This window comes from uncultured Cellulomonas sp., assembly GCF_947494015.1.
Taxonomy (GTDB): domain Bacteria; phylum Actinomycetota; class Actinomycetes; order Actinomycetales; family Cellulomonadaceae; genus Pengzhenrongella.
The window spans coordinates 120,646-146,584 of record NZ_CANLTL010000009.1 but is presented as its reverse complement, the minus strand read 5'-3'; the positions used below and the strand labels follow the sequence as shown (position 1 = coordinate 146,584).

At 75.4% G+C, this 25,939-nt stretch carries 23 protein-coding genes; 8 read left to right on the top strand and 15 right to left on the bottom strand.

Annotated features, from left to right (window positions below; translation table 11 throughout):
- Positions 1-22: 22 nt before the first annotated feature.
- The 4 genes from Q0840_RS11900 to mraZ all read right to left on the bottom strand — a co-directional run bounded on the left by Q0840_RS11900 (position 23) and on the right by mraZ (position 4,110).
- On the bottom strand, positions 23-2,065 hold the full coding sequence (locus Q0840_RS11900) for a penicillin-binding protein 2 (protein WP_298459692.1): 2,043 nt from the start codon (positions 2,063-2,065) through the stop codon (positions 23-25).
- Positions 2,062-2,487 (bottom strand): hypothetical protein, encoded by a 426-nt coding sequence (locus tag Q0840_RS11895; RefSeq protein WP_298459691.1) that lies wholly within the window; start codon positions 2,485-2,487, stop codon positions 2,062-2,064. Before Q0840_RS11895 ends, Q0840_RS11900 begins: the two co-directional genes overlap by 4 nt.
- Positions 2,484-3,476 (bottom strand): 16S rRNA (cytosine(1402)-N(4))-methyltransferase RsmH, encoded by a 993-nt coding sequence (gene rsmH / locus Q0840_RS11890; protein ID WP_298459690.1) that lies wholly within the window; start codon positions 3,474-3,476, stop codon positions 2,484-2,486. Before rsmH ends, Q0840_RS11895 begins: the two co-directional genes overlap by 4 nt.
- Positions 3,477-3,675: 199 nt before the next feature.
- Positions 3,676-4,110, bottom strand: coding sequence for a division/cell wall cluster transcriptional repressor MraZ (mraZ, locus tag Q0840_RS11885; RefSeq protein ID WP_298459785.1), 435 nt, complete (start codon positions 4,108-4,110; stop codon positions 3,676-3,678).
- Between the two features lie 419 nt (positions 4,111-4,529).
- On the opposite strand from mraZ, the gene Q0840_RS11880 reads away from it, so the two are divergent.
- The 3 genes from Q0840_RS11880 (at position 4,530) to Q0840_RS11870 (ending at position 9,075) form a co-directional block, all read left to right on the top strand.
- A complete protein-coding gene (locus tag Q0840_RS11880; RefSeq protein ID WP_298459689.1) occupies positions 4,530-5,528 on the top strand; it encodes a MoxR family ATPase in 999 nt (332 codons plus the stop codon).
- An 86-nt stretch (positions 5,529-5,614) separates the two neighbouring features.
- Complete coding sequence (locus Q0840_RS11875; protein ID WP_298459688.1) at positions 5,615-6,880, top strand: DUF58 domain-containing protein; 1,266 nt, start codon at positions 5,615-5,617, stop codon at positions 6,878-6,880.
- Complete coding sequence (locus Q0840_RS11870) at positions 6,877-9,075, top strand: DUF3488 and transglutaminase-like domain-containing protein (RefSeq protein WP_298459687.1); 2,199 nt, start codon at positions 6,877-6,879, stop codon at positions 9,073-9,075. Before Q0840_RS11875 ends, Q0840_RS11870 begins: the two co-directional genes overlap by 4 nt.
- 369 nt (positions 9,076-9,444) lie before the next feature.
- Here the strand turns inward: Q0840_RS11870 and Q0840_RS11865 are convergent, their stop codons facing one another.
- The 3 genes from Q0840_RS11865 to Q0840_RS11855 form a co-directional block, all read right to left on the bottom strand.
- Positions 9,445-9,846 carry a DUF3040 domain-containing protein gene (locus Q0840_RS11865; protein WP_298459686.1) on the bottom strand — a complete coding sequence of 134 codons (402 nt, stop codon included), beginning with the start codon at positions 9,844-9,846 and terminating at the stop codon, positions 9,445-9,447.
- 99 nt (positions 9,847-9,945) lie between these two features.
- Complete coding sequence (gene dinB, locus Q0840_RS11860) at positions 9,946-11,175, bottom strand: DNA polymerase IV (RefSeq protein ID WP_298459685.1); 1,230 nt, start codon at positions 11,173-11,175, stop codon at positions 9,946-9,948.
- A 28-nt stretch (positions 11,176-11,203) separates the two neighbouring features.
- Positions 11,204-11,650 carry an SAV_6107 family HEPN domain-containing protein gene (locus Q0840_RS11855; RefSeq protein ID WP_298459684.1) on the bottom strand — a complete coding sequence of 149 codons (447 nt, stop codon included), beginning with the start codon at positions 11,648-11,650 and terminating at the stop codon, positions 11,204-11,206.
- Positions 11,651-11,727: 77 nt separating this feature from the next.
- On the opposite strand from Q0840_RS11855, the gene Q0840_RS11850 reads away from it, so the two are divergent.
- Positions 11,728-12,597, top strand: coding sequence for a spermidine synthase (locus Q0840_RS11850; RefSeq protein ID WP_298459683.1), 870 nt, complete (start codon positions 11,728-11,730; stop codon positions 12,595-12,597).
- Between the two features lie 76 nt (positions 12,598-12,673).
- Here the strand turns inward: Q0840_RS11850 and Q0840_RS11845 are convergent, their stop codons facing one another.
- From Q0840_RS11845 to Q0840_RS11825, 5 genes are all read right to left on the bottom strand, one after another.
- Positions 12,674-12,877: a cold-shock protein gene (locus Q0840_RS11845; RefSeq protein ID WP_298459682.1), complete on the bottom strand. Its 204-nt coding sequence runs from the start codon at positions 12,875-12,877 to the stop codon at positions 12,674-12,676.
- A 292-nt stretch (positions 12,878-13,169) separates the two neighbouring features.
- A complete protein-coding gene (locus tag Q0840_RS11840) occupies positions 13,170-14,114 on the bottom strand; it encodes a proteasome assembly chaperone family protein (RefSeq protein ID WP_298459681.1) in 945 nt (314 codons plus the stop codon).
- A gap of 95 nt (positions 14,115-14,209) precedes the next feature.
- A complete protein-coding gene (locus Q0840_RS11835) occupies positions 14,210-14,650 on the bottom strand; it encodes a response regulator (RefSeq protein WP_298459680.1) in 441 nt (146 codons plus the stop codon).
- A 10-nt stretch (positions 14,651-14,660) separates the two neighbouring features.
- On the bottom strand, positions 14,661-16,310 hold the full coding sequence (locus tag Q0840_RS11830; RefSeq protein ID WP_298459679.1) for an ATP-binding protein: 1,650 nt from the start codon (positions 16,308-16,310) through the stop codon (positions 14,661-14,663).
- Positions 16,307-17,467 (bottom strand): PP2C family protein-serine/threonine phosphatase, encoded by a 1,161-nt coding sequence (locus Q0840_RS11825; RefSeq protein WP_298459678.1) that lies wholly within the window; start codon positions 17,465-17,467, stop codon positions 16,307-16,309. Before Q0840_RS11825 ends, Q0840_RS11830 begins: the two co-directional genes overlap by 4 nt.
- A gap of 175 nt (positions 17,468-17,642) precedes the next feature.
- On the opposite strand from Q0840_RS11825, the gene Q0840_RS11820 reads away from it, so the two are divergent.
- Together Q0840_RS11820 and serA are read left to right on the top strand one after the other, a co-directional pair.
- On the top strand, positions 17,643-19,910 hold the full coding sequence (locus Q0840_RS11820; RefSeq protein ID WP_298459677.1) for an AAA family ATPase: 2,268 nt from the start codon (positions 17,643-17,645) through the stop codon (positions 19,908-19,910).
- Between the two features lie 257 nt (positions 19,911-20,167).
- Positions 20,168-21,403, top strand: a complete 1,236-nt coding sequence (gene serA / locus Q0840_RS11815) for a phosphoglycerate dehydrogenase (protein WP_298459676.1) — start codon at positions 20,168-20,170, stop codon at positions 21,401-21,403.
- 91 nt (positions 21,404-21,494) lie between these two features.
- Here the strand turns inward: serA and Q0840_RS19090 are convergent, their stop codons facing one another.
- Positions 21,495-21,755 (bottom strand): DUF5302 domain-containing protein, encoded by a 261-nt coding sequence (locus tag Q0840_RS19090; RefSeq protein WP_367183120.1) that lies wholly within the window; start codon positions 21,753-21,755, stop codon positions 21,495-21,497.
- Between the two features lie 91 nt (positions 21,756-21,846).
- Between Q0840_RS19090 and Q0840_RS11805 the strand changes: the two genes are divergently transcribed.
- Together Q0840_RS11805 and Q0840_RS11800 are read left to right on the top strand one after the other, a co-directional pair.
- Positions 21,847-22,896, top strand: a complete 1,050-nt coding sequence (locus tag Q0840_RS11805) for an aldo/keto reductase (protein WP_298459675.1) — start codon at positions 21,847-21,849, stop codon at positions 22,894-22,896.
- Positions 22,897-22,973: 77 nt separating this feature from the next.
- Positions 22,974-24,680: an AMP-binding protein gene (locus tag Q0840_RS11800; protein WP_298459674.1), complete on the top strand. Its 1,707-nt coding sequence runs from the start codon at positions 22,974-22,976 to the stop codon at positions 24,678-24,680.
- Positions 24,681-24,702: 22 nt separating this feature from the next.
- Here the strand turns inward: Q0840_RS11800 and nrdR are convergent, their stop codons facing one another.
- Together nrdR and Q0840_RS11790 are read right to left on the bottom strand one after the other, a co-directional pair.
- Positions 24,703-25,242 (bottom strand): transcriptional regulator NrdR, encoded by a 540-nt coding sequence (nrdR, locus tag Q0840_RS11795; RefSeq protein ID WP_298459673.1) that lies wholly within the window; start codon positions 25,240-25,242, stop codon positions 24,703-24,705.
- A 234-nt stretch (positions 25,243-25,476) separates the two neighbouring features.
- Positions 25,477-25,809, bottom strand: a complete 333-nt coding sequence (locus Q0840_RS11790) for a LysM peptidoglycan-binding domain-containing protein (RefSeq protein ID WP_298459672.1) — start codon at positions 25,807-25,809, stop codon at positions 25,477-25,479.
- Positions 25,810-25,939 lie beyond the last annotated feature (130 nt).

Here is a 25,939-nt window from a genome sequence, read left to right as displayed (position 1 = left end):
CCGGCGCGGGGCATGGCCTGCCTCACTCGTAGGTCGTGGGGAAGAGGGTCGCCGGCGCGCCGGTCGGCGGCACCGAGAGCATCTGCAGCGCGAACCCGGCCACCTCGCTGAACACCGGTGCGGCGACGTCACCGCCCCACTCGGAGGTGCGCGGGTTGTGCATGATGACCGCCACCGCGATCTGGGGGTCGTCCGCCGGCGCCACGCCGATGAACGACGCCGTGATGCCCGTGCGCCCGTCCGAGCCCCAGGACTGCGCGGTCCCGGTCTTGCCCGCGACGCGGTAGCCCGGGATGGCGGCCTTGGAGCCGGTGCCCTCGTCGACGGCGCTCTCCAGCATGGTCAGCACGGTGTCCGCCGTCGCCTCGGACACCACCCGGGTGCCCTCCCCCGGCGGGGCGGCGGTGACCGTGCCGTCCGGCGCGGTGACGTCCCGGACCAGGTGGGCCGGCATCCGGACGCCGCCGTTGGCGATGGTCGCGAAGACCTGGGTCGCCTGGACCGCGTTGACGGACACGCCCTGGCCGAACAGGACGGCGTACTTGGTGCGCCCGTCCCAGGCGTCCACGGGGTGCAGGATCCCCGCGGACTCGTTCTGGAGCTCCAGGCCGGTCGGGGTGCCGAAGCCGAACTTGGCGAGGTAGTCGTAGCGGACCTGCTCGGGGATCTGCTGACCGAGCATGACGGTGCCCGTGTTGGACGACTCGGCGAGGATCCCGGTGGTCGTGAGCTTCTCCAGGCCGTGCTCGTGAGAGTCCTTGAAGGTCTGCCCGTTGGCGGTCGTGTACGTGTAGGGCACCTCCCACGGCTGGTACGGGTCGGTGATCCCGCTCTCGATGGCGGCCGCCATGGTGATGACCTTGGCGGTCGACCCCGGCTCGAACACGTCGGAGATGGCGCGGGACCCGCGCCGGTCGGCCGGCGTCCGGCCGGGCTCGTTGGGGTCGACGGCCCCGGAGTCCACCAGCGCGAGGATCTCCCCGGTGTCGACCTTCATCGCCACGAGCGCGGCGGAGTCCGAGCCGGTCTCCACCAGCTGCTGGTCGACCGCCTCCTGGGCCTTCCACTGCAGGTCGCGCCAGATGGTCGTGCGCACGTCGTGACCCGGCTGGGCGGGCGTCTGCTCGCGTGCGCCGCCCGGGATCTCCTGCCCGCCCGCGCCGCGCTCGTACCGGTACGTGCCGTCGACGCCGGTGAGCTCGTCGTCCAGCGCCCGCTCCAGGCCGGCGAGGGCCTCGCCGTCCTGGTTGAGGAAGCCGACGACGTTGCCGGCGACCGAGCCGGCCGGGTAGATGCGCTCGTCGGCGCGGTCCGCCTCGACCCCCGTGATCCCCTCCTGCCGGATGGCGCGCCACACCTCGGGCAGCACCCCGCGGCGGATCTCGACGTACGTCCTGTCGCCGGTGAGCTGGAAGCCGAGCTCGCCGGCGTCGACGTCGAGCAGCGGCGCGAGGATCTGCGCGGCTCCGGCCGGGCCCTCGGCGACGACCGTCCCGTTGACGGTCCGCTTGAAAGTCGCGATCTGGGCCTGGTTCACCCAGAGCACGTAGCGCTCGACCGTGGTGGCCAGCGCGACGCCCTCGGCGTCGGTGATCTGTCCCCGCGGGGCGACCAGCGTCGCGGTGCTCATGCGCTCCTCGAGCGCCGTGGCCGCCACCGCCGACCCGGCCAGGCCCTGGACGTAGAAGAGCCGTCCGGCGAAGACGACGAGCAGCGCGAGCGCGATGCCCAGCAGCACGCGGTGGCGGCGGTCCGGGTCCGCGGCGGCCGGGACGGCGCCGCCGGTCACCGCGGCGCCGCGCGTCTCGACGGAGGTCGCGGCCCGGGCCAGCGTGCGCGCGGTGGGCCGTTCGGTGGTGGCGGTTCTCGCCGCACCGCGGGTGGCCCCGCGGCCGGCGGTCGACGCCGTGCGGGCGCCGGCCGGGGCGGTGCGGGCACCGGGTGACGCGGTCCGCGTGGCGCGAGCGGGCGTCGTCGTCGTCCCTGTCGGGCGGGGTGCGGGCGTGGGGCGCGCGGCGGGCCGGGGGGTCGCCACCCGCCCGCGGCCGGGGTCGCGACCGGTCACCCGCCGGCTCCCGCCGGGGTCGGGGTACCCAGCACGGCCCCGTCGGACAGGCGCAGGTAGGCCGACGGCGGGGCCTGGACCAGACCCAGCGCGCGGGCCGACGCGGCGAGCTGCTGCGGCGCCTTGTGCGCGTCGATGCTGGTCTGCAGCGACTGCTCGGTGCGGGACAGTCCGGCGAGCTCGACCTCCATCCGGTGCTTGTCGTACGCCGCGCTGGCCATCGACGTGTTCAGCACGAGCGCGCCGAGCAGTGCGCCGGCCAGGATCGCGATGCAGAGCAGCACGAACGGCACCCGGGTGCGGTGGTGCTCGGGCGCCCGGACGACCCGGAGCCGGGACCCCGGCGTGCGGGACCGCGACGGACCGGGCGGCGCCGGGACCGGCCGCGGCGCCGGGGCGAAGGACTGCGGCAGAGCACTCATGGGCGCACCCCCCGGAGGTGATCGGGTGTGGGACGAAGACGTTCGGCGGCGCGCAGGCGCACCGACGCCGAGCGCGGGTTGTGCTCGCGCTCGTCGGGCGGCGCCTCCTCGGCGCCACGGGTCACCAGCCGCAGGTAGGGCAGGTGGGTCTCGGGCACGACCGGCAGCCCGTCGGGGGCGCTGGACGTCGCGCCGGCCGCGAACGCCCGCTTGACGATCCGGTCCTCGAGCGAGTGGTACGCCTCGACCACGATCCGGCCGCCGACGGCCAGCGCCTCGATCGCCGCCGGGACCGCTCGGCCGAGCACCTCGAGCTCGGCGTTGACCTCGATCCGCAGCGCCTGGAACGAGCGCTTGGCCGGGTTGCCACCGGTCTTGCGCGTGGCGGCGGGGATGCTCGCCCGCAGGATGTCGACGAGCTCGCCGGTCCGGGTCAGCGGACGGGTCGCACGGGCCCGCACGACGTTGCGGGCGATCCGGGCCGCGAACCGCTCCTCGCCGTACTCGCGCAGCACCCGGGCGAGCTCGCGCTCGTCGTAGGTGTTCAGCACGTCGGCGGCGGTCAGGCCGCCGGAGGAGTCCATCCGCATGTCCAGCGGGGCGTCGTGGGCGTAGGAGAACCCGCGCTCGGCCTCGTCGAGCTGCAGGGACGAGACCCCGAGGTCCATCAGCACGCCCTGGACCGCAGGCAGGTCGCGCTCGGCCAGGACGTCGCCGATCTCGTCGTACACCGCGTGCACCCCCTCGAAGCGGTCACCGAACCGGGCCAGCCGGCGACCGGCGAGGTCCAGGGCCTGGCGGTCGCGGTCCAGCCCGATGACCCGCACGCCGGCGAGCCGCTCGAGCACCGCCTCGGTGTGCCCGCCCATGCCGAGGGTGCAGTCCACCAGGACGGCCCCGGGCTGCTCCAGCGCGGGCGCGAGCAGCTCGACGCAGCGGTCGAGCAGGACCGGCGTGTGCCGGTCCGCCGTCTCGCGCGGCTCGCTCATGGGGTGCTCCAGGTGCTGGGGAGGCGGTGGGACGGGGGGGGTGGGAGGTGGTGGAGGTGGTGGGACGGGTGCGGGGGCGGCCGGACGGCCCTCCGCCGTCCGGCCAGGTCCCCCTCCGACCCTCTGGCGCCGGGGAAGTGCGTCAGACGAGGCGGGAGGAGACCTCACCGGGCGGTGGCACGGGTGCCCACGCGCGTGGTCAGAACGGTCCGTCGGGGAAGACCTCCTCGGCGGTGTCGGCGTATCCGGACTCCTGCTCGGCCAGGTACCGCTCCCAGGCCGCCAGGTCCCAGATCTCGACCCGGGTCCCGGCGCCGATGACGGCGACGTCCCGGTCCAGCCCTGCGTACGTGCGCAGGGTCGGCGGGATGGAGATCCGGCCCTGCTTGTCGGGCAGCTCGTCGCTGGCACCGGACAGGAAGACCCGCAGGTAGTCGCGCGCCTGCTTGCTGGTGACCGGGGCCCGGCGGATCTGGTCGTGCATCCGGCGGAACTCCTCGATCGGCAGCAGGAACAGGCAGCGCTCCTGGCCGCGGGTCATGACGAGCCCCGGGGCGAGCTGCCCCCGGAACTTGGCGGGAAGGATCAGGCGGCCCTTGTCGTCGAGCCGGGGCGTGTAGGTGCCCAGGAACATCGCCGACCCGGCACCGAAGAGGTCGCTCATGGACGACCGACCTCCCCCGTGGACTCCCGCACTCACCCAGTGGCCCCACAGTACTCCACTTCCCTCCACCGTCCAGAGGTCCGGGCCGACCCGCCGGTGCACCGGCGCACGTTCGTGCAGGTCAGGCCGGCACGGTCCGGTGGAGGAGATCCGCCCTCCCGGCTCGTCCCCGCGGTCGACATCGCTCGTCCGGCCGCATCGCTCCCCCGCCGGCGCGTCGGCGCCCACGGTCACCGGCGCGTGCCCGCAGGCGCGGTGGAGCGGGGTGGGGCGGACCGGGACCCACCGGTGGAGGGAGGTGGGGCCACCCGGCCGGGTGGCCCCACCCGGTTCTTCGCCGCACCGCCGCGCGGTCGCCTAGGCTCTGGGGCAGCCCGTGAGGAGTCACCATGCTGCAAGCCGTGCCGACGTCGGCCGAGCTCGACGAGCTCGTCGACACCACCAGCCTGATCAGTGCCGGGATCGGACGGGTGGTCGCGGGGCGTCCGCAGCTCATCCGGCTCACCGTGGCGGTGCTCCTCGCCGAGGGGCACCTGCTGCTCGAGGACGTGCCCGGGGTCGGCAAGACGACCCTGGCCAAGGCACTGGCCCGGAGCATCGACTGCACCGTCGGGCGGATCCAGTTCACCCCGGACCTGCTGCCCAGCGACCTCACCGGCGTCAACATCTTCCGCGCGCAGACCCACGAGTTCGAGTTCCGCCCCGGGCCCGTGTTCGCCAACATCGTCATCGGCGACGAGATCAACCGGGCCTCGCCCAAGACGCAGTCGGCCTTGCTGGAGTGCATGCAGGAGTCGCAGGCCACCGTGGACGGCGCGACCTACCCGCTGCCGCGACCCTTCCTGGTCATCGCGACGCAGAACCCGGTCGAGATGGAGGGCACGTACCCGCTGCCGGAGGCGCAGCGCGACCGCTTCATGGCGCGGCTCAGCGTCGGGTACCCCGAGCGGTCCGCCGAGCTGGAGATGCTCGAACGTCAGGAGGTCGCCGACCCGCTCGCCGACCTCGCCCCGGTGACCGACGCCGCACAGGTCGGCCGGCTGATCGCGACGGCGCGGCGGCTCTACGCCGCACCGGCGGTCAAGGGGTACGTGCTGGACCTCGTCGCCGCCACCCGCTCGGACCCCGGCCTGCGGCTGGGCGCGTCACCGCGCGCGTCGATCCAGGTGCTGCGGGCTGCGAAGGCGCTGGCGGCCCTGTCCGGTCGTGACCACGTCCTGCCCGACGACGTGCAGGAGGTCGCCGAGCCCGTCCTGGCGCACCGCCTGCTGCCCAGCACCGAGTCGCGGCTCGCCGGACGCTCCACGCCCGACGTCGTCCGCGGCATCGTGGCCCGCACCCCGCTGCCGCCCGTCGAGACGCCCCGCGCCCGACGCGCGACCGGCTGACCGACCACGGCCGCGTGCGCGACCGCGCACCACGCCATGCCACGGGCCGGCCCGGCACGGCCCCGTCCCCCCGAGGAGGCGTCCCCATGTGGTCGATGCGACCCACGCCGCGCGGCTGGGGCCTGCTCGCCGGCGGATCGGTGCTCGCGCTCGCGGGCGGGCTGTGGGGTTCCATCGACATCGCCCGGCTCGGGCTCGTCGGCCCGCTGCTCGTCCTGGCCGGGGCGCTGTGGGTGGTGCTGTTCGACCCGGCTCGTGGTCGTCATGCGCTCCGGGTGCACCGGTCGGTCCAGCCGAACCCCGTCTCGGCGCACTCCCCCGCGACCGCCCACGTCGAGGTCCTCGCCGGCGACACCTCGGGCCGGTCACGGCTGGCGGACCTCGAGCTCGGCGAGCAGGCGGCCAGCCAGCTCTCCGGTGGGCTCACGCTGCGGGCCCGGGTGGAGCGCTCCGCCGGCCGCATCGCGCTGTCCTACGCCCTGGCTCCCGTCCGGCGTGGCCGCTGGCCGCTGGGCCCGCTGGTCGCCCGCCGCACCGACCCCTTCGGCGTGGTGCGGACCCGGTCCACCCTGGGCGAGCCGGTCGACGTCACGGTGTGGCCAGCGGTCGTGGACCTCGACCTGCCCTCCGGTGCGCTGGTGGGCGAGCCCGACCGCGTCGCGCTCGGCGCCCGGTCCCCGTCCCCCGACGACGCAGCCCTGCGCGGCTACCGGGTCGGGGACGACCTGCGCCGGGTGCACTGGGTGAGCTCGGCGCGGCGCGGCGAGCTGGTGGTGCGCAGCGACGAGCGAGCCGGCCGGCGCACCGCCTCGATCCTGCTCGACCTGCCGAGGGACCGTTCGGGCATCGAGTGGAGCGTGTCGCTCGCGACGTCGATGGGGCTCGCGGCGCTCGGTGGCGGCCACCCGGTGCGGCTGCTCGGCGGTCACACGACGCGCCCCGGCGGCGAGACCGTGGGCACGCACGGGCAGGTGCGCGAGGGGGGCGGCAGCCGCGGCCGCGCCGAGCTGCTGGACCGCGCGGTCGACCTGGAACCGGCACCGACCGATGCCGAGAACGAGGCGGTCCTGGTGGCGGCCGTGGCCGAGCTCGGCCTCGCCGTCACGGGGCGCGAGCTCGTGCTGGCCGTGGTCGGCGCGCTGTCGGCCCGTGGACGGGCCGCGCTGGCGCCGCTGGCCGACGGCTGCGACGCCTTCGCCGTCGTGCGCGTCCCGCCGGCGCTCGGCGCGGCCCGGCGGGACGCCGACGTGACGCTGGCCGCGCTGCGACGTGCCGGCTGGCACGTGTGCGGCGCCGAGCCGGGCGAAGACCTGCACCAGACCTGGGCCCGACTGCTGGAGACCGCGCGATGAACGACGTCATCCGAGGACCGCGCGCCTGGATCGCCGGTGGCCTGTGCGCCCTCGGGGTGAGCTCGGGCGTGCTCGCGCTGTCCGGGCTGATCGGGCCGGGCCGGTGGACGACGGCGGCCGTGCTGGCGGTGTTCACGCTGGCGGCCGTGCTCGCCGTGGTCCGGTCGGCGGCGCGGACCTGGTGGGTCCCGACCGTCGTCGGCGCCGTGGTGGCCGCCGCCGGGATCCTGGTCGTGTACGGCAGCCCACCCGGGCGACTGGACGTCCTGCCGGACGGGGAGTCGTTCGGGCGGTTCGGTGACCTGCTGCGCAGCGGCCTGCTCACCGCGGACACCTCGACGCCGCCGGCCGAGCCGGGCCTGCCGCTCGAGGCGCTCGTGGTGGGCGGCGCCCTGCTGGTCGTGCTCGCCGCCGACCTGCTCGCCGTCGGCCTCGGCGCACCGGCGTGGACGGGCGTGGCGCTCCTGGCGCTGTGGATACCGCCGCTGGTGATCGGTCGTCCTGCCCCGACGGCTGCGTTCGTGGGGACCGCGCTCGCCTACCTGCTCCTGCTGGCCGTCGGCGCCTCGCCGTCGGCGCCGACGCGCCGTGCCGCGGCGGCGGTCGACCGGCGGCGGCGCATGGTGACCGCGGCGGGCACGTCCGTCGCGGTCACCGTCGCGGCTCTCGTGGTCGGTCCGGTGAGCACGGCCCTGCCCGGATGGTCCAGCGTCCGGCTGCCCGACGTCGGCAGCTCGACGTCGGGCTCGCTGCAGCTCGCGGACGACCTGGACATGCGGCAGAGCCTGGGCGCCCGCTCGACCGAGGTGGTCCTGGCGTACCGGGCGGACCCGGTGCCCGCCGGTCCGCTGCGCCTGTTCACGCTGCGCGACTACGACGGCGACAGCTGGTCGCGGGAGGCCGACGTCCCCGAGGACCTGCCGCCGGTGGACACCGGCTCGGTGCTGTGGCCGGTCCGCGACCTCGGCCCGGTCCCCGCGGGTGACACGTCGCCGACCTCCACCCGGCTCGAGGTGCGCCTGGAGGGGCTGCGCGAGGACCGGCTCCCGGTCCCGGTCATGCCCCGGACCGTCGAGGTCAGCGGGAGCATCGCCTACGACAGCCGCCGCGACGAGGTCGTGCGGCCCGCGGTGACCCGGAGCGGCCTGGAGTACTCCGTCGACGTCCAGCTGCTCGGGCTCACGGCGGACACGCTGCGCACGTCCGGCACCGACGACCCCCGCGACCTCGCCGACTACCTCACCGTCCCGCAGACGTCCCGCACCGACGACGTCACGCGGGCGGCGCAGGAGGTGACGGCGGGGCTGACCGATCGCTACGACCAGGCACTGGCCCTGCAGTCCTACTTCCGCAGCGCCCAGAACTTCACCTACACCACCGACGTCGACACCGCACGCACCGACGACGCCGTGTGGGACTTCCTCGGGTCGCGCAGGGGCTACTGCGTGCAGTTCGCGACCGCCATGACGGTCATGGCGCGCACTCTGGGCATCCCCTCGCGGCTGGCCGTCGGCTTCCTGCCCGGCAGCAGGGACGACTCCGGCCGGTACGTGGTGACCGGGCGGGACTCGCACGCGTGGCCCGAGCTGTACTTCCCCGACACGGGCTGGGTGCGCTTCGAGCCGACCCCCGCCGTGCAGACCGGCGCGCCGCCGCAGTGGGCCGATCCGTTCGCCGGCACCGACTTCGCCGACCCGAACCTAGCCGAGCCGGAGATCCCCGAGGCCGGTGCGGTGCCGGCGCCGTCGACGGCCCCCGTGCCGCAGCCGACCGCCGCCACGCCGACGGCCGGGACGCCCGGCTACCTGGTGCCCGTCGCCGTGGCGGGTGGGCTGCTCATGCTGGCGCTCGGCGCGCTGCTGCTGCGCCGGCGCCTGACGAGGTCCGTCGAGATGCGTCCCGAGGCGGCCTGGGCGCACCTGCGCCGACGCCTGGCGACGTCCGGCATCACCTGGAACGACGCGCACACACCGCGGCAGGCCGTCGCCGTGGTGCAGGAGCAGATCGAGAGCCGTCGCCAGGGCCCGATGGACCCCGGCGCGCGCACCGCGCTGGGCGAGCTGGCCCACGCGGTCGAGAACCACCGGTACGCGCTCGCGCCGCGGACCTGGGATCACGCCGAGCTCGAGCAGCGGGTCGCCGTCGTGCTGCGCGACGTCGCCCGGCTCGCCTCGGCCGGTAGCCGCCGCCGGTAGTCCGCACGGCGGTCGCCCGGCGCGCCTGCGCGTCGGGCGCTCCGCCCGACACCCCGGCGGCTCGGCGCGACCCGGGTCGGGCCGAGCGCACCGCGGGTGCGGCCGTGGTGCCGTCGGAGGTGTCCGCGTGCGGTGGACCGGCTCGCCCATCGGCGCGGTCCGCCCGAGCGGCCGGGCCGGAGCGGCCGGAGCGAGGCGCGCACGGGAACGCTGTCGCGGGACGTGAGCCCACCGTGGTGGGCGGCGGCCGCCGGTCACCCGGGGCGGGATGTGCCGATCAGCGGGATCGCGAGGGCGGTGCGGGCGGGTGGGCCGCTGCCCTGCCGGACCGGCGAGAGCGCCCGATCTGTGCCGACCGGTGCGGGACGGTCAGCGCCCCTGGTCGCGACGTCGGTCCCAGCGCTCCTCGAGCCGCGCCATGAAGCCGCGTCGCGCCGCGGGCTTGTGGCCGCGGGCCGGGCGAGGACCGACCGTGCCGTCCCCCCGGACGACGCCGACGGGCCCCGGCGACGACGCCGGGCCGGCGAAGGCGAACGCCACCGCCCCGAACATCAGCAGGAACCCGATCACCCCGAGCCACAGCTGCGACATCGCCGCTCCGGCAACGAGGAGCAGGAGCCCGCCGACGAAGCCGGCGCCGACGATGAGCCACCGGCCCACACCGCGCCGGCCGCCCCGTGACTGGAGCGTGTTGGCCAGCCTGGGGTCGTCAGACGTGAGCTGTCGCTCCATCTGTTCCAGTACGCGCTGCTCGTACTCGGACAGAGGCATCACTACCCCCGCACTTCCCCTGATGGGACTGGTCATGGTCTGGGTCATCAGGATAGGTCGCTCGGCCCCGGTTCGGTAGTTGACCGGAGGATGACAACGTCACGGTTCTGCGGTCGCCGATCCGGGAACTATCGCGGCGGTCCCGAACCTGGCCCGCACGAGGTCCATCGCGCGCTCCGCGTCCCGGCGTGCCGCCCCGTCGTCGCCCACCGCCTCCTCGAGGGTGGGCTGCCGCGGCGTGGACCCCGCCGGCGACAGACCCTCGGCCCGGACGCCGACCAGCCGCACCGGCAGGCCGCCGAGGTCGACGGCCGCGAGCAGGTCCCGGGCTACGCCGTGCAGGTCACGCCCGACGTCGGTCGGCGTGGGCAGCGTCCGGGAGCGGGTCAGCGTCCGGAAGTCCGAGGTGCGCACCTTGATGCTCACGGTGCGGGCGAGCATCGACTCCGCACGCAGCCGCTGCGCGCACCGGTCGGCGAGCACCGCGGCCTGTCGCTGGACGACGGCGAGGTCGGCGACGTCGGACGGGAAGGTCACCTCGGCGCCGATGCTCTTCTCCACCCGGCCGGGCTGCACCGGGCGCGGGTCACGGCCCCACGCGAGGTCGTGCAGGTGCGCCCCGGCCACCTTGCCCACCGCGCGCTGGATCGTGGTGACGTCGCTGTGGGCCAGCTGGGCGACCGTCTGCACGCCCCACCGGGCCAGCGCGACCTCGGTGCGCTCCCCCACTCCCCACAGCGCACCGACCGGCAGGGTGTGCAGGAAGTCCACCGTGGCCGCACGAGGGATGAGCAGCACGCCGTCCGGCTTCGCGTGGCCCGAGGCCAGCTTGGCGACGAACTTGGTGCCGGCGATGCCGACCGAGCAGGTGATGCCGTGCTCGGCCCGGACCCGCTCCCGGATGCGGGCGGCGATGACGGTGGGCGGCCCGAGCCGGCGTCGGGCACCGGACACGTCCAGGAAGGCCTCGTCCACGCTGACCTGCTCGACCAGCGTCGTGACGTCGGCCAGCGCGTCCATGACGGCCGCCGACACCGCGCGGTACGTCGCCTGGTCCGGCGGCACGACGACAGCCTGCGGGCACATCCGGCGGGCCGTCGCCATCGGCATGGCCGAGTGCACCCCGTACGCGCGGGCCTCGTAGGTCGCGGCGAGGACCACGGCGCGCTCCTCGCCACCGACGATCACTGGACGGCCGCGCAGCTGTGGCCGGCGGGCGAGCTCGACGGACGCGTAGAAGGCGTCCATGTCGACGTGCAGGATCGAGCAGCCGTCCTCCTGCGCGCCCCAGTCCCGGCGGGCGCCCTCGGCCCGTGGCCCCCGGCTCACGTCCGCGCGCCCCGGCGGGTCGGCGTGCTCACGAGGCGTGCACCGCGGTCAGGTGCCGGGGTGCCGGCACGGGCCCCCGGCCGGCCTCGACCTCCAGCATCGACCGGACGTCGTCGAGGAAGTCCTCGGCGGCGCACAGCGTGCGCTCCGCACGGTCGGCGTCGACCGCGTCGAAGCGGCCCGCGTCGACCGCCTGGCGCAGCGACGCTCCGTCGGCGAAGAACGCGGCCCAGTCGGCCGCGCCGGGCTCGACCGCGGCCAGCATGTCCCACACCGTCCGCGGCGCCCGGCGGCCACCCGGGCGGCCGCGGGCGGCGATGACCGCCGCCGCCGCACGCAGGGCGGCGAGGTGGGCGTGGTTGAACATCTCGGCAGGCACCGCGGAGAACTGGGCGGCGAGCAGCTCCGCGTCGGCGCGGCGGAGCAGGTCGACGACGGTGGTCGGCAGCGGCGCGACATGGATCGTTCGGCTCATGGTGGGCACCTCCCGGACTATCGTCGAACATCTGTTCGATCGCGTCAAGACGTGGTCGGACGGCCTACGGTGGTCGGGTGGGACGGTCCGGTGGCACCTCGTCGGGGCGACGCCGTGGAGCATCCCATCCACCACCCACAACACCGGCCGAGCTCCCGACCATCCCCGTCGCCACCAGCACCGGGACCGTCCGCCTCGAGCGCAGCCGGGACGACCCGAGCGGAGTGACGCTGCTGGTCAACGGCGTGCCGAGCTCGCACCTGGACCTCGTGGACCCGACCCGCCTGGAGTTCGAGTACATGCAGCAGATGGCGGCCGTGCTCGACCGCCTCGCGCCCCCCGGGGCCCCGGTGCGCGCCGTCCACCTGGGCGCCGCCGGCTGCACGCTGGCTCGCTACCTCGAGGCGACCCGGCCGGGCTCGCGCCAGCTGGCGGTCGAGCTGGACACGGCGCTCACCGAGCTGGTGCGGGACTGGTTCGACCTGCCGCGCTCGCCCGCCCTGCGGATCCGCGCCGGCGACGCCCGGGTCGAGCTGGCGGGCCGACCGGCCGCGAGCGCCGACGTCGTCGTACGTGACGTGTTCGCCGGGGACACCACGCCCGACCACGTGCGCACCGTCGAGTTCACCCGGGACGTCGCCCGGGTGCTGTCGCCGGGCGGCGTCTACCTGGCCAACTGCGCCGACCGGCCACCCCTGGCGGCGGCACGCGCAGAGGTCGCCACGCTCGCGGCCGTGTTCGCCGACGTCATCGCGATCGCCGAGCCCGCCCAGCTCAAGGGGCGGCGGTACGGCAACCTCGTGCTGGCCGGCAGCGACGACGCCGACCTGCTGGGCTCGGCCGACCTCGCCCGCGCCGTGCGCTCGCTGCCGGCGCCGACGCGGGTGCTGCACGGGCCCGAGCTGGCCGCGTTCGTGGCGGGCGCCGCACCGCTGCACGACGCCTGACCGGCGCCGCCGGACGACCCCGCACGTGCCGCGAGGCCCCGTCCCGGACGGGACAGGGCCTCGCGGAGGTCACGCGTCAGAGCGGGCGGACCTGCTCGGCCTGCGGGCCCTTGGGTCCCTGGGTGATGTCGAACTCGACCCGCTGGCCCTCTTCGAGGGAGCGGTACCCCTGGGTCTCGATGGCGGAGTAGTGGACGAAGACGTCCGCGCCGCCGCCGTCCTGGGCGATGAACCCGTAGCCCTTCTCAGCGTTGAACCACTTGACAGCACCCTGTGCCATGTTCTGTGTCCTTCTGTCCATCCGAGGTGAGTGACCGGACCTGTGCTGCCCGGCCGCCGTGCCGCGATGCACACGTCCTTCACCGGGTGGACCAGCCAGGGCTGGGGTACCGCGTCCCCCCGGGGGACGCGGCGCCGGGTCGAGCGTCCGTACGTCACTGCAACGCGGCCGAGTCTGGCACAAGGGGCCGGGCCGCGGCGCGCTTTCGGTGGACGCCGCGGACCGCCGCCACAACGGTTCGGTCACGGCCGCGACGGCCCCGAACGAGGGCCCCCGCGCCCCCGGCGGACGGCTACAGCCCGGGGCCGTCGCCGCGCTGCTGCGAGGCGAGGAACCGCTCGAACTCGTCGCCGAGCTCGTCGGCGGTCGGGATCTCGGCGGTGTCCGCGAGCAGGCTCGTGCGACCGATGGACCGGGTGAAGCTGTCGTACTGCTCCTCGAGCGCGTGCACGACGGCGGCCACCTCGGCGGACGCCTCGACCTGCCGGTCGATCTCCTCGTTCGCCTCCCGGACGGCCGCCTCGAGGGCGGCGACCCGCAGGTCCAGGCCGGTGGAGCGCTCGACGCTGCGCAGCGCGGTCTGGCTGGCGACCGGGAACGGCGACTGGGCCAGGTAGTGCGGGACGTGCACCGCGAAACCCATCGCGTCGTGACCCGACTGGCCCAGCCGGTACTCGAGCAGCGAGCTGGCGCTGGCCGGGACCTGCACCGTGCCGAACCACGCGGTGTGGTCGGCGACCAGCTCGGGCCGGGTCGCGTGCGCCGTGGCGGACAGCGGCCGGGTGTGCGGCACCCCCATCGGGATCCCGTGGATGCCGATGGTCAGCGGCACGTCGAAGCGCTCGACGAGCTGGCGCACCGCGGCCGCGTACCGCTCCCACTGGACGTCGGGCTCGACGCCGTGCAGCAGCAGGAACGGGACGCCGTCGGCGTCGGTGACCAGGTCCACGCCGAGCTCGGGCTCGGCGTACTCGCTCCACGTGGTGGCGTCGAACGTCATCAGCGGCCGGCGCGACCGGTAGTCCAGCAGCTGGTCGACGTCGAACGTCACCAGCCGGACGGTGTCCAGCTCCTCGCGGATGTGGTCGGCCGCCAGCTGGCCGGCGCTGCCGGCGTCGACGAAGCCGCGCACCGCGTGGACCAGGACGGGGCCGCCGTCGGGCAGGTGGGCCGACAGCTCCGCGAGGCGGCTCGCCGCCTGCGGGTCGACCTCGTAGATCTCGCTCGGGTTCAGCATCGTTCCCTCTCCGCTGCTCGCTGCCGACGGCGCTTGCACCACCGGCACCTGCGTCAACGCGCCTGCGGTCCCGATCCTTCCCGGGCGGGCGGGGCTCAGCGACCGGGCAGGCGCACCACGGAGACGAAGAACTCGTCGATCTGGCGCACCACGTCGATGAACCGGTCGAAGTCGACCGGCTTGGTGACGTAGGCGTTGGCGTGCAGCGAGTAGCTGCGCAGGACGTCCTCCTCGGACTCGGACGTGGTCAGGACCACGACCGGGATCCGGCGCAGCTCGTCGTCCTCCTTGAGCGCGGCGAGCACCTCGCGGCCGTCCATCCGCGGCAGGTTGAGGTCGAGCAGGACGAGGTCCGGGGTGGGCGCGTCGGCGTACGGCCCCTCCTTGCGCAGGTACTCCATCGCGCTGACCCCGTCGCTGACGACGGCGAGCCGGTTCGCCACCTTGTTGTCCTCGAACGCCTCCCGGGTCATCAGGACGTCGCCGGGGTCGTCCTCCACGAGCAGGACGTCGATCACCTTGGGTGTGCCGGGCATGGAGGTCCTCTCAGCGCCCGGGGGCGGGCGTGCGGTCGTCGGTGGTCTCGGGGGCGTCGAGGGCCGACGGGGGTGCGTCGTCGGCCGCCGGCTCGGGGTCGGGCGTGATCGGCAGCGAGAAGCGGATGCGGGCGCCGGGAGTGTCGTCCGGCGGCTCGAGCCAGATGTGCCCGCCGTGGTACTCGACGATCTTCTTGCACAGCGACAGGCCGATGCCCGTGCCCTCGTAGGCGTCCTTGGCGTGCAGGCGCTGGAAGATGACGAACACCCGCTCGGCGTACTGCTCGTCGATGCCGATGCCGTTGTCGCGGCACTCGAACTGCCAGGCGTCGTCGGACCGCCAGGCGGTGACCCGGACCTGCGGGGCGCGGTCCGGCGCGCGGAACTTCACCGCGTTGCCCACGAGGTTCTGCAGCAGCTGCACCAGCAGCGGGCGCTCGCCGCGGACCACCGGCAGGTCGCCGTGCGTGATCGTCGCCCCCGACTCCGCGACCGCCTCGTCGAGGTTGGACACCGCCTCCGCGAGCGCGTCCGCCATGTCGACGTCCACGGTCTGCCCGCTCATCCGGCCGACGCGGGAGAACCCGAGCAGGTCCTGGATCAGGCGCTGCATGCGCTTGGCGCCGTCGACGGCGAACTCGATGTACTGGTCCGCGCGCTCGTCCATCTGCCCGCCGTAGCGCTTCTGGAGCAGCTGGGTGAAGCTCGCCACCTTGCGCAGCGGCTCCTGCAGGTCGTGCGAGGCGACGTAGGCGAACTGCTCGAGGTCGCGGTTGGAGCGCTGGAGCTCCTCGGCCTGCTCGGTGAGCAGGCGGTGGGCACGCCCGAGCTCCGCCGTGGACGACGCCGCCTCGTCGACGTGGCGCACGAGGACCTGCCGCATCGTCTCCACGTCCACGGCGAGGGCCGCGATCTCGCCGGGACCTGTCGAGCGCACCGGGTGCCCGAGGTCGCCGGAGCTGACGTGCCGGGCGTCGGCGGCCAGCGCGGCGAGCGGGCGGGTGACCCAGCGGCCCAGCGTGGTCCACAGCGCCAGCCCGACCACCGCGGCGCCGAGCGCGAGGGCGGCGGTGGCCGCGACGAGGATGGTCGTCCACCGGTGCAGGTCGTCGATCGCGTCGGTGCGCCGCTCGCGGATGTCGTCGAGATAGGTCTCCACCGCGTCGCGGGTGGCGTCGAAGAGCACCCGGCCGCGCTCGATCTGCGCGGGGGTCACCGCCGCGGTTCCGCCGGTCTGCACGGCGGCGGTGGTCGGCTGGGCGAACTCCACGACCCAGCGCCGGGCAGCCTCCACGGCCCGCTCGCGCGAGGCGAAGAGGTCGGCGTCGGCGGCGAGCTCGTCCGCGAGCGCGGCCGTCGACTCCCCGGAGCCGCCCAGCGCCTGCGCGTACGGCTCGAGCGTCACCGGGTCGGCCGTCAGCGCGTACCCGCGGACCGCCGTCTCGGCGTCCAGCATGCGCACGTAGCCGTCGTTCGCCTCGGTGATCGCGTCGTAGTACAGCTCGGTGACGTCGTCCTGCGCGCGCACGACCTGGACGGTCGCCGTCACGGCACACAGCACCAGCACACCGAGCGCGACGGCCGCGGCGAGCAGGGCGCGACGCAGCTGCGAGCGCAGGGTCGCCGGCCGGCGTCCCGCATCCGCTGGCGTGGCGGTCACGGGCGGTCCTCGTCCCAGCCCAGCACGACGGCCGCGGCGTCGTCGGCGAGCTGGCCGCCGTGGCGCCGGCGCACCTGCGCGATGACGTCCTCGACGAGGCAGGGCGTGCCCTCGGCCAGGGCCGCGTCGACCAGCTCCACCAGCCCCGACTTGCCGATCCGCTCGCGGGCGCCGGCGATCGTCGCCTCGATGATCCCGTCGGTGTACATCATCAGCCGCCACCGCGGGCCGAGGTCCAGGTGCTGCGGCTGCCAGGCGCCGGGCACCGGGACGCCGATGGCGCGACCGCGCTGGTCGGGCGGCACCAGCCGGCTCGGCGGCCCGAGCAGCAGGGGGGACGGGTGCCCGGCGTTGTACAGGTCGGCCCCGCGCCGGTCCGGTGCGAGCTCGACCATGCCGGCGGTCGTGAAGATCTCCTCGGCCCACCGTTCGGCGGCCAGCACGCGCTCCACGAGCGGCAGGACGGCGGCGGTCTCGGTGCCGGCCAGCACCAGGGTGCGCCACGCGGTGCGCAGCGTGGCGCCCAGGGCGGCGGCGTCGGGACCGTGGCCGCACACGTCGCCGACGATCGCCAGCACCGACCCGTCCGGACGCTCGACGACGTCGTAGAAGTCCCCGCCGAGCAGGCCGTGGCGCCCCGCGCGGTACCCCACCCCCACCTCCAGCCGCGGGTCGATGACCGCGGGCGTGGGCAGCAGGGCGCGCTCCAGACGCGCGGTCTCCTCCGCGCGGACCTGGCTGCGGTAGAGCTCGCGCTCGGTGGCCTCCGACCGCCTGCGCTGGACGGCGTAGCGCACGGACCGGCCGAGCATGCCGGCGTCGGCCTCGCCCTTGACGAGGTAGTCCTGGGCGCCGGCGGCCAGCGCCTGCAGCCCCAGGTCCGTGCCGCTGAGCCCGGTCAGCACCACGACGGCCGGGGCGCCCGCGGCCAGCAGTCGCTCGAGCGCGTCCAGGCCGACGGCGTCGGGCAGGCCCAGGTCGAGCAGCACGCAGTCGGCGTCCAGCGCGCCGAGGGCCGCGTCGACGGACCGGACGTGCACGAGGTCGACCGCCATCCCGGCGTCGTGGAACAGCTCCTCGACGAGCACCGCGTCGCCCTCGTCGTCCTCGACGAGCAGGACGCGGATCGGGGCACCCCCCGTCACGCTGCTGCTCACGCCCGCCCTCTCGTCCGGTCCCCGGGTCGGAGCATACGGGCGACGCGGCGACGCACGGTCCCGGGTCGACACGCGGACGCCGGATGGACGTGGTGCCGTGCTGGCGGATAATGGACGGCCGCCTTTCCCGGGCGGTCGGTCCTCGGGCCGGGTGCCGGCACCGGAGGGCGGGACGATGGCAGGCCACGAGGCCGAGCTGCGGGGCGAGCAGGACCGGGTCGACGCGCTGTACGCGCGGCTCGACGCCCTGCGCGCGCACCAGCGCGAGCGGCTGCGCGAGGTGCGCCTGGAGGGCCCGTCCGGCTCACCGCAGAACCGCAGCGAGCGCGACGCGTTCGCGACCCTCTACGAGGACCGGGTCGCCCAGCTCGAGGCCGTGGAGGACCGCCTCGCGTTCGGCCGGCTCGACCTGGATGACGGCACCCAGCGGTACATCGGGCGCATCGGCCTCACCGACGAGCAGCAGACCACCATGCTCACCGACTGGCGCGCCCCGGCGGCGCAGGCGTTCTACCGCGCGACCGCCGCCCACCGCGACGACGTCGTGCGCCGCCGCCACCTGGTGACCCGCGGGCGGTCGGTCACCGGCATCGAGGACGAGGTCCTGCACCTCGCCGCGCTCGGCGTCGGGGGGGACGACGACGGCGAGGCGAACGCGGCGCTGTCCGGCCTGACCGGCGAGGGCGCGCTGCTGGCCGCGCTCGCGGCGGGACGCACCGGCCGGATGGGCGACATCGTCGCCACCATCCAGGCGGAGCAGGACGCGATCATCCGCTCGGATCTCGCCGGGGCGCTGGTCGTGCAGGGCGGGCCGGGCACCGGCAAGACCGCCGTCGCCCTGCACCGCGCCGCATACCTGCTGTACGCGCACCGCCGCGTGCTGGAGCGCTCCGGTGTGCTGCTGATCGGGCCGAGCGCGGTGTTCCTGCGCTACATCGACCAGGTGCTGCCGTCCCTCGGCGAGACCGGCGTCGTCACCACGACGATCGGCGACCTGCTGCCCGGCGTCGAGGTGACCGCGACCGAGGACGAGGCCGTCGCCGAGGTCAAGGGCCGGGCCGTCATGGCCGGTGTGGTGGCCCGGGCGGTCCGGCAGCGGCAGCGCGTGCCGGCCGAGGCCCAGGAGGTCAAGGTCGAGGGGCGGGTGGTGGTGATCACGCCCCGCGACGTCCAGGACGCCATGGCCCGCGCCCGGCGCAACCACCGGCCGCACAACGCGGCCCGGGTGACGTTCGTCCGGGAGATGCTCGCGCGGCTGGCCGACCAGTACGTCGAGCAGCTCGGGTATCCGGTGCCGGCCGACGAGCGGGGGGAGATCCTCGAGGAGCTGCGCACGACCCGGGACGTCCGGGTGGCGCTGAACCTGGCCTGGATGCCGCTGACCCCTCAGCGTCTCGTGGAGGACCTGTACGCCAAGCCGCACCGGCTGGCCGCCGCCGCCCCGGAGCTGTCCCGCCGGGACCGCGCGCTGCTGCGGCGCGACCCGGGCTCGCCGTGGACCGCCGCCGACGTGCCGCTGCTGGACGAGGCGGCCGAGCTGCTCGGCGAGGACGACCAGGCGGCGCGGGCCCAGGCGCGCGCGGACGCCGAGCGCCGCAGCGCCGAGGTCGAGTACGCGCGCCGGGTGCTGCAGTCGTCCGGCAACTCCGGGATGGTCTCCGCCGAGCTGCTGGCCGACCGCTTCGCGAGCAGCGGGCCGCGGCTCACGACGGCCGAGCGCGCCGCCGCCGACCGCACCTGGACCTACGGCCACGTGGTCGTCGACGAGGCCCAGGAGCTGTCCGCCATGGCCTGGCGGATGCTGCTGCGCCGGGTGCCGACCCGCTCGATGACGATCGTGGGCGACGTCGCGCAGACCACGGCCCGCGCCGGCGCGCGGTCGTGGCGCGCGATGCTCGACCCCGTGCTGCGCAGCACGTGGCGCCTGTCGGAGCTCACGGTCAACTACCGCACACCGGCCGCCGTCGCGGACGGCGCCCAGCGGGTGGCCCGCGCGGCGGACCTGCCGGTCAGCGCGCTGCGGTCGGCCCGCGAGGTGCCCGACGCACTGGTCGTCCACGAGGTCGCGTCCGCCGACGCGCTGGTGGCCATCGTCGTGCGGGAGGCCGCCACCGCACTCGGCCGGGTCGACGACGTCGCGGACGGCGGCCGGGTCGCCGTGGTCGCCCCCGAGGGGCTGGTGGCCGCGGTGCGCGCGGCCGCCGGGCAGTCGGGTCTGGCGGCCGCGCTCGGGGCGGGGACGTCGGCGCTCGACGCCCCGCTCGTGGTGCTCACGCCGCGCGAGGCCAAGGGCCTGGAGTTCGACGTCGTCGTGCTCGCCGAGCCGGCCGACGTGCTCGCCGCCAGCGCCGGCGACCTGTACGTCGCGATGACCCGGCCCACCCGGCAGCTGCGGGTCGTGCACCACCGGCCACTGCCGGTGGGATGGTCCGACCCCGCCTGAGCCGCGTACGGCGGGCGGTAGGCCGACGCGGGCGGTAGGCCGACGCGGGCGGTAGGCCGGCGCGGGGCAGGCGGGGCAGGCGGGGCGGGGCAGGCGGGGCGGGCCGGGCCGGGCACGGGACGGCAGGGGGCGCGGGTGGGGCGGGGCCGGTGTGCGGCGCGTGCCCGGCCGGGTCGAGCCCGAGCACCCGAGGGGTCGTCGGACCCCTGCCACCGGCCACCTCGCCCAGCGGCGGGCGTCCGAGTGGCGGGACCGCTTTGGTCCGAACCGCGGACACGGCGCACCATAGGCGGGTGCTGCGCGCCCTCCTGCTCGAGAACCTCCATCCACTGGCCGGGTCGATCCTGGCGGCCCAGGGCATCGAGGTGAGCACCCGCACCGGAGCCCTGGACGAGGACGAGCTGGTCGAGGCGCTCGACGGCGTCCACCTGCTGGGCATCCGCTCCAAGACCCAGGTGACCGACAAGGTGGTGGCCCACGCCCCCGACCTGCTCGCCGTCGGCGCCTACTGCATCGGCACCAACCAGATCGACCTGGGGGCGGCCGCGGCGCACGGGGTGGCCGTGTTCAACGCGCCGTTCTCCAACACCCGGTCGGTCGTGGAGATCGCGCTGGCCGAGATCATCGCCCTCACCCGGCGCCTGACGGTCCTCGACCGCGCGATGCACGACGGCGTCTGGGAGAAGTCCGCCACCGGCGCGCACGAGGTGCGCGGCCGCACGCTGGGCATCGTCGGCTACGGCAACATCGGCACCCAGCTGTCGGTGCTCGCCGAGAACCTCGGCATGTCGGTGGTCTTCTACGACACCGCGGAGAAGCTCGCGCTGGGCAACGCCCGACGGATGGACAGCCTGGACGAGCTGCTCGAGGCCGCCGACGTCGTCACGCTGCACGTGGACGGCCGCAGCGGCAACGCGGGGCTGTTCGGGGCCGACCAGTTCGCCGGCATGAAGCGCGGAGCCATCTTCCTCAACCTGTCCCGCGGCTTCGTCGTGGACTACGCCGCGCTGCGCGACGCGGTGCTGTCCGGCCACGTGGCCGGCGCGGCAGTCGACGTCTTCCCGGTCGAGCCCAAGCGGCGCGGGGACGCCTTCGAGTCGGAGCTGCGAGGCCTCCCGAACGTCATCCTCACCCCGCACACCGGCGGCTCGACCGAGGAGGCACAGGAGGCGATCGGCCAGTTCGTGTCGAACAAGCTGCGGGACTACCTGGGCACCGGCACCACGACGCTCAGCGTCAACCTGCCCAACCTGGCGCTCGACCAGGGCACCGGCATCCAGCGCATCGCCCACCTGCACCGCAACACCCCCGGCGTGCTCGCGGCGGTCAACGCGGTGCTCGCCGAGCACGGGGTCAACATCGAGGGCCAGGTGCTGGGCACGCGGGGCGACATCGGCTACGTGGTCACCGACGTGAACTCCGACATCGCCGCGGACGCGGTCGACGCGCTCGCCCGGATGCCGCAGACGGTCCGGCTGCGCGTCCTGTCCTGACCGACGGCTCGGCGACCGTCGGCGGGGGCGGCCTGACCGCCCGCGCCTCGGGCCGGTCAGGCGGAGCCCGCGCGCCCGCGCCTCGCGCCGGTCAGGCGGAGCCGGACCGGCGGCGGAACGTCCGCTGGGCCGGGCCGGTGGTCTCCGACCCGTGCACCGAGCCGGTGTTGCCCGATCCCTGCGCCGACCGGTGGCTGGCCGCCTTCTTGCGGTCCAGCGCCTCGCGGAACCGGGCCTTGGCGTCCTCGCGGCCTGGGGCGTCGTCCTGCCCGGTGGGGCTCCCCGCCGCGTCGTCCTGCCCGGCCGGACTCCCCGCGGCGGGCGTCGGTGCGTCTGCGTCCTTCGTCGTCACGCGTGCCTCCTGGCGGACTGATGCGCGCCGGGTCCGGCGCTGGGCCCAGGGTAGGCGCCGCTCGCGCGGAGCGCGGCGTAGCGTGCCGCGCATGCACCTCGCCGACCCTCAGCGCCACGGCTCGCTCCCCCTGCGCCGGGCTGGTCGCTCCGGTCTGGACCTGCCCGCCGTCTCGCTCGGCCTGTGGCAGAACTTCGGCACCCGCGATCCGGTGGCGCGCCAGCGTGAGATCGTGCTGCACGCGTTCGACCGCGGGATCACGCACCTGGACCTGGCCAACAACTACGGACCACCCCCCGGGGCGGCCGAGGAGGGCGTCGGCCGGCTGCTGGCCCGCGAGCTCGCGCCGTACCGCCACGAGCTCGTGATCTCGACCAAGGCCGGGTACGACATGTGGCCCGGCCCCTACGGGAGCGGCGGCTCGCGCAAGCACCTGCTGGCCTCCCTGGACCAGTCGCTCGGCCGGCTCGGCCTCGACCACGTCGACGTCGTCTACAGCCACCGGTACGACCCCACGACGCCGCTCGAGGAGACGCTCGGCGCACTGCGGACGGCGGTCGACTCCGGCCGCGCGCTGCACGCCGGCATCTCGTCCTACTCCGCGCGCCGCACCGTGCAGGCGCTGGCGGTGGCGGCCGACCTCGGCCTGCCGCTCACCCTGCACCAGCCCTCGTATTCGATGCTCAACCGGTGGATCGAGCGGCCGGACGCCGACGCCGGTGGGCGGTCGTTGCTCGACGTGGTCGACGACGCCGGGATGGGAGCGGTCGTGTTCTCCCCCCTCGCGCAGGGCATGCTGACCGGCAAGTACCTGGACGGCGTCCCCGCGGGATCCCGGGCCGCCGTCGGCACCTCCCTGCGCCGGGAGTTCCTCACCGCCGAGAACCTGGGCCACGTGCGCGCGTTGGCCGGCATCGCGGCGCAGCGCGGCCAGTCCCTCGCGCAGATGGCGATCGCCTGGGCGCTGCGCGACCGGCGGGTCACCTCGGTGCTGCTCGGGGCGAGCAGTGTCGCGCAGCTCGACGAGAACCTCGCGGCGCTCGACCGGGCCGGCTTCGACGACGACGAGCTGGCCGCCATCGAGACCCACGCGGTGGACGCCGGGATCAACATCTGGGCGGCCCGGTCCAGCGACCTGTAGCCGAGGGCACCGGGTCCAGCGGCCCGCACGGGTGACGCCCGCTGCCAACCTACGGTTGCGTAGGTTAGCCTCACGCGGTGCCCGACTCCCTCGCCGACCGTCCCTGGCTCCGTTCCTACCCGCCCGGTGTCCCGGCCGACGTCGACGTCCCGGACGAGCCGCTCACCGCGGCCCTGCACCGGTCGGCGCAGCGGTTCCCGGACCGGGTCGCGGTCGACTTCAGCGGCCGGGCCACGACGTACGCCGAGCTCGACCGCGAGGTCGCGCGCGCGGCCGCGGCGCTGGCCGCGCTCGGTGTCCGCGCCGGTGACCGGGTGGCCGTCGCCCTGCCCAACTGCACCGCCCACGTCGTCGCGTTCTTCGCGGTGCTGCGGCTGGGGGCGGTCGTCGTCGAGCACAACCCCACGTACACCGCCGAGGAGCTCGCGCACCAGCTCGCCGACTCCGGCGCCGTGGTGGCGATCTGCTGGCAGCGCACCGCCGCCGAGGTGGTCCGGGTGCTGGCCCGCACGGACGTCCGCACGGTCGTCGCGGTGGACCTCGCGCGCGACCTGCCGCGCGCCAAGCGGCTGGCGCTGCGGCTGCCCGTCGGGCGCGCGCGCACGCTGCGTGCACAGCTCCGGGCCACGGTCCCCGACGGCTGCCCCGACTGGCACCGGCTGCTGCAGGCCGCCACACCGCTGCGTGACGACGTCCCGGGCCCCCGGGCGGACGACACCGCGCTCCTGCAGTACACCGGTGGCACCACGGGGACCCCGAAGGCGGCGGTGCTCTCCCACCGCAACCTCGTCGCGAACGCCGTGCAGGGCGCGGCGTGGGCGGGGCTGCGCGACGGCGAGGAGACGGTCTACGGGCTGCTGCCGTTCTTCCACGCGTTCGGTCTGACGCTGTGCCTGACGTTCGCGACCCGGATCGGCGCCACCTTGGTCGCCTTCCCGAAGTTCGACCCCGAGGCCGTCGTCGCCGCCCAGCGCCGGCGCCCCGCGACGTTCCTGCCCGGGGTCGCGCCGATGTTCGACCGGATCGCCGCGTCGGCCGAGCGGACCGGGGCCGACCTGACGTCCATCCGGGTCGCCTTCGCCGGGGCGATGCCCGTCCCCGCCGCCACCGCGGCCCGGTGGGAGGCGCTGACCGGGGGGCTGCTCATCGAGGGCTACGGCATGACCGAGACGTCACCGGTCGCGCTGGGCAACCCCTGCTCGCCGGACCGGCGCCCGGGCACGTTGGGCCTGCCGTTTCCCAGCACGGCGATCCGCGTGGTCGACCTCGACGACCCCACCACGGACGTCGGTCCGGGTGAGCGCGGTGAGCTGCTCGTCGCCGGCCCGCAGGTGTTCGTCGGCTACTGGAACCGGCCGCAGGAGACCGCGGCGTCCGTGCTGCCCGGCGGGTGGCTGCGCACCGGCGACATCGTCGTCGTGGACGACGCCGGCTCCGCGACGCTGGTCGACCGCTCCAAGGAGATGATCATCACCGGCGGGTTCAAGGTGTACCCCTCGCAGGTCGAGGAGCACCTGCGCGCCATGCCGGACGTCCAGGACGCCGCGGTGGTCGGGCTCCCGGGCGGCGAGCTCGGCGAGACGGTGGCCGCGGCGGTGGTGCTCTCCCCCGGCGCGTCCGGGGTGGACCTGGCCACCGTGCGCGCCTGGTGCGAGCAGCGGCTCGCGCGGTACGCCGTGCCGCGCCGGGTCGAGATCGTCGCCGACCTGCCGCGCTCCCCGATCGGCAAGGTCCTGCGACGCGTCGTGCGGGACCGGCTGCTGGACCGACCCGGTCCCGACTGAGCGACCGCCTGCCGCGGCTGCGTCAGCGGGCGGGGCTGGGCTCGGACGGCTCGCCCGGACCGACGTCCCCGGCGGCGGCCGTGGGCGGCGCGGCGGCCTCGGGCGCCGCGGACCCCTCGTGCTCCGCGCGCAGCACGGTGATGGCGGCCTCGAAGTCGTCGAGGGAGTCGAACGCCTGGTAGACGCTCGCGAACCGCAGGTAGGCGACCTCGTCGAGGTCCCGCAACGGCCCCAGGATCGTCAGGCCGATCTCGTACGCGTCCAGCTCGGCGCTCCCGGTGCTGCGGATCAGCTCCTCGACCCGCTGCGCCAGCAGCGCCAGGTCGTCCTCGGAGACCGGTCGCCCCTGGCACGCCTTGCGCACCCCGTTGACGATCTTCTCGCGACTGAACGGCTCGGTGGCCCCGGACCGCTTCACGACCGACAGGCTCGCGGTCTCCACCGTGGTGAACCGGCGGCTGCACTGCGGGCACTGCCGCCGGCGGCGGATGGAGGAGCCGTCGTCGGAGGTCCGGGAGTCCACGACGCGCGAGTCGGCATGGCGACAGAACGGGCAGTGCACAGCTCGGCCTCCGGCCCTCGCAGCGGCCGGCCGCGTCGACCGGCGAGGATCGCGGTGCGGTGCCGCGGCCGCTGACACCGACAACAACTGCGCCCAAGGTAGAGGGCGGGCACAGGCGCTGCAAGGCGCCTCGCTCCCGCTGCGCGGCTGCCGCGGCGAGCGGCGGACCACCACGGTCCCCGTACCGGCACCCGCCGGTCCGCGCCGGACGGTCGCCGGCTCCCGTCCCCCTGCTCAGTCGGCGGTCGGCACCAGGATCTGCTGCCCCGCGACGAGCTCGCTCGACGCCATGTTGTTCAGGTCCGCGAGGTCGTCGACGGTGACCCGCACGTCCTCGCCGGGGTCGGTGAATCCGGCCGCGATCGACCACAGGCTCTCGCCCGAGCCCACGGTGTAGGTGTCCACCGGCACCGCGGGCGCCGGGGCCTCGGCGACCGCGCGCCCGCCGGTGAGCAGAGCCCCTCCGGCGAGGAGCACCGCGGCCGTCCACACCACACGGCGTCCACGGGGCGTGAGCCGGAGCTCACCCCTGCTCGACGGCGCCGGTGCCCACGTTGCTGCGCTCATGTCCTTGCTCCCTCCACTGCCCGAGTCGAACGTGCGTTCGTCGAACGTCTGTACGAATGTCTAGCACGCCTGGCCCGGCACGTCGAGACACGATCGAACAGGTGTTTGAAACCCGGTCCCGGCGCTCCTA

Bases quoted from the DNA above. Each gene is read 5' to 3' on its own strand.
- Q0840_RS11820 (WP_298459677.1), top strand. From the start codon at position 17,643: ATGGCAGGCCACGAGGCCGAGCTGCGGGGCGAGCAGGACCGGGTCGAC.
- Q0840_RS11840 (WP_298459681.1), bottom strand. From the start codon at position 14,114: ATGCTGAACCCGAGCGAGATCTACGAGGTCGACCCGCAGGCGGCGAGC.
- Q0840_RS11845 (WP_298459682.1), bottom strand. From the start codon at position 12,877: ATGGCACAGGGTGCTGTCAAGTGGTTCAACGCTGAGAAGGGCTACGGG.
- Q0840_RS11870 (WP_298459687.1), top strand. From the start codon at position 6,877: ATGAACGACGTCATCCGAGGACCGCGCGCCTGGATCGCCGGTGGCCTG.
- mraZ (WP_298459785.1), bottom strand. From the start codon at position 4,110: ATGTTCCTGGGCACCTACACGCCCCGGCTCGACGACAAGGGCCGCCTG.
- Q0840_RS11895 (WP_298459691.1), bottom strand. From the start codon at position 2,487: ATGAGTGCTCTGCCGCAGTCCTTCGCCCCGGCGCCGCGGCCGGTCCCG.
- rsmH (WP_298459690.1), bottom strand. From the start codon at position 3,476: ATGAGCGAGCCGCGCGAGACGGCGGACCGGCACACGCCGGTCCTGCTC.
- Q0840_RS11790 (WP_298459672.1), bottom strand. From the start codon at position 25,809: ATGAGCGCAGCAACGTGGGCACCGGCGCCGTCGAGCAGGGGTGAGCTC.
- Q0840_RS11875 (WP_298459688.1), top strand. From the start codon at position 5,615: ATGTGGTCGATGCGACCCACGCCGCGCGGCTGGGGCCTGCTCGCCGGC.
- Q0840_RS11880 (WP_298459689.1), top strand. From the start codon at position 4,530: ATGCTGCAAGCCGTGCCGACGTCGGCCGAGCTCGACGAGCTCGTCGAC.
- Q0840_RS11835 (WP_298459680.1), bottom strand. From the start codon at position 14,650: ATGCCCGGCACACCCAAGGTGATCGACGTCCTGCTCGTGGAGGACGAC.
- Q0840_RS11855 (WP_298459684.1), bottom strand. From the start codon at position 11,650: ATGAGCCGAACGATCCATGTCGCGCCGCTGCCGACCACCGTCGTCGAC.
- Q0840_RS11865 (WP_298459686.1), bottom strand. From the start codon at position 9,846: ATGCCTCTGTCCGAGTACGAGCAGCGCGTACTGGAACAGATGGAGCGA.
- Q0840_RS11805 (WP_298459675.1), top strand. From the start codon at position 21,847: ATGCACCTCGCCGACCCTCAGCGCCACGGCTCGCTCCCCCTGCGCCGG.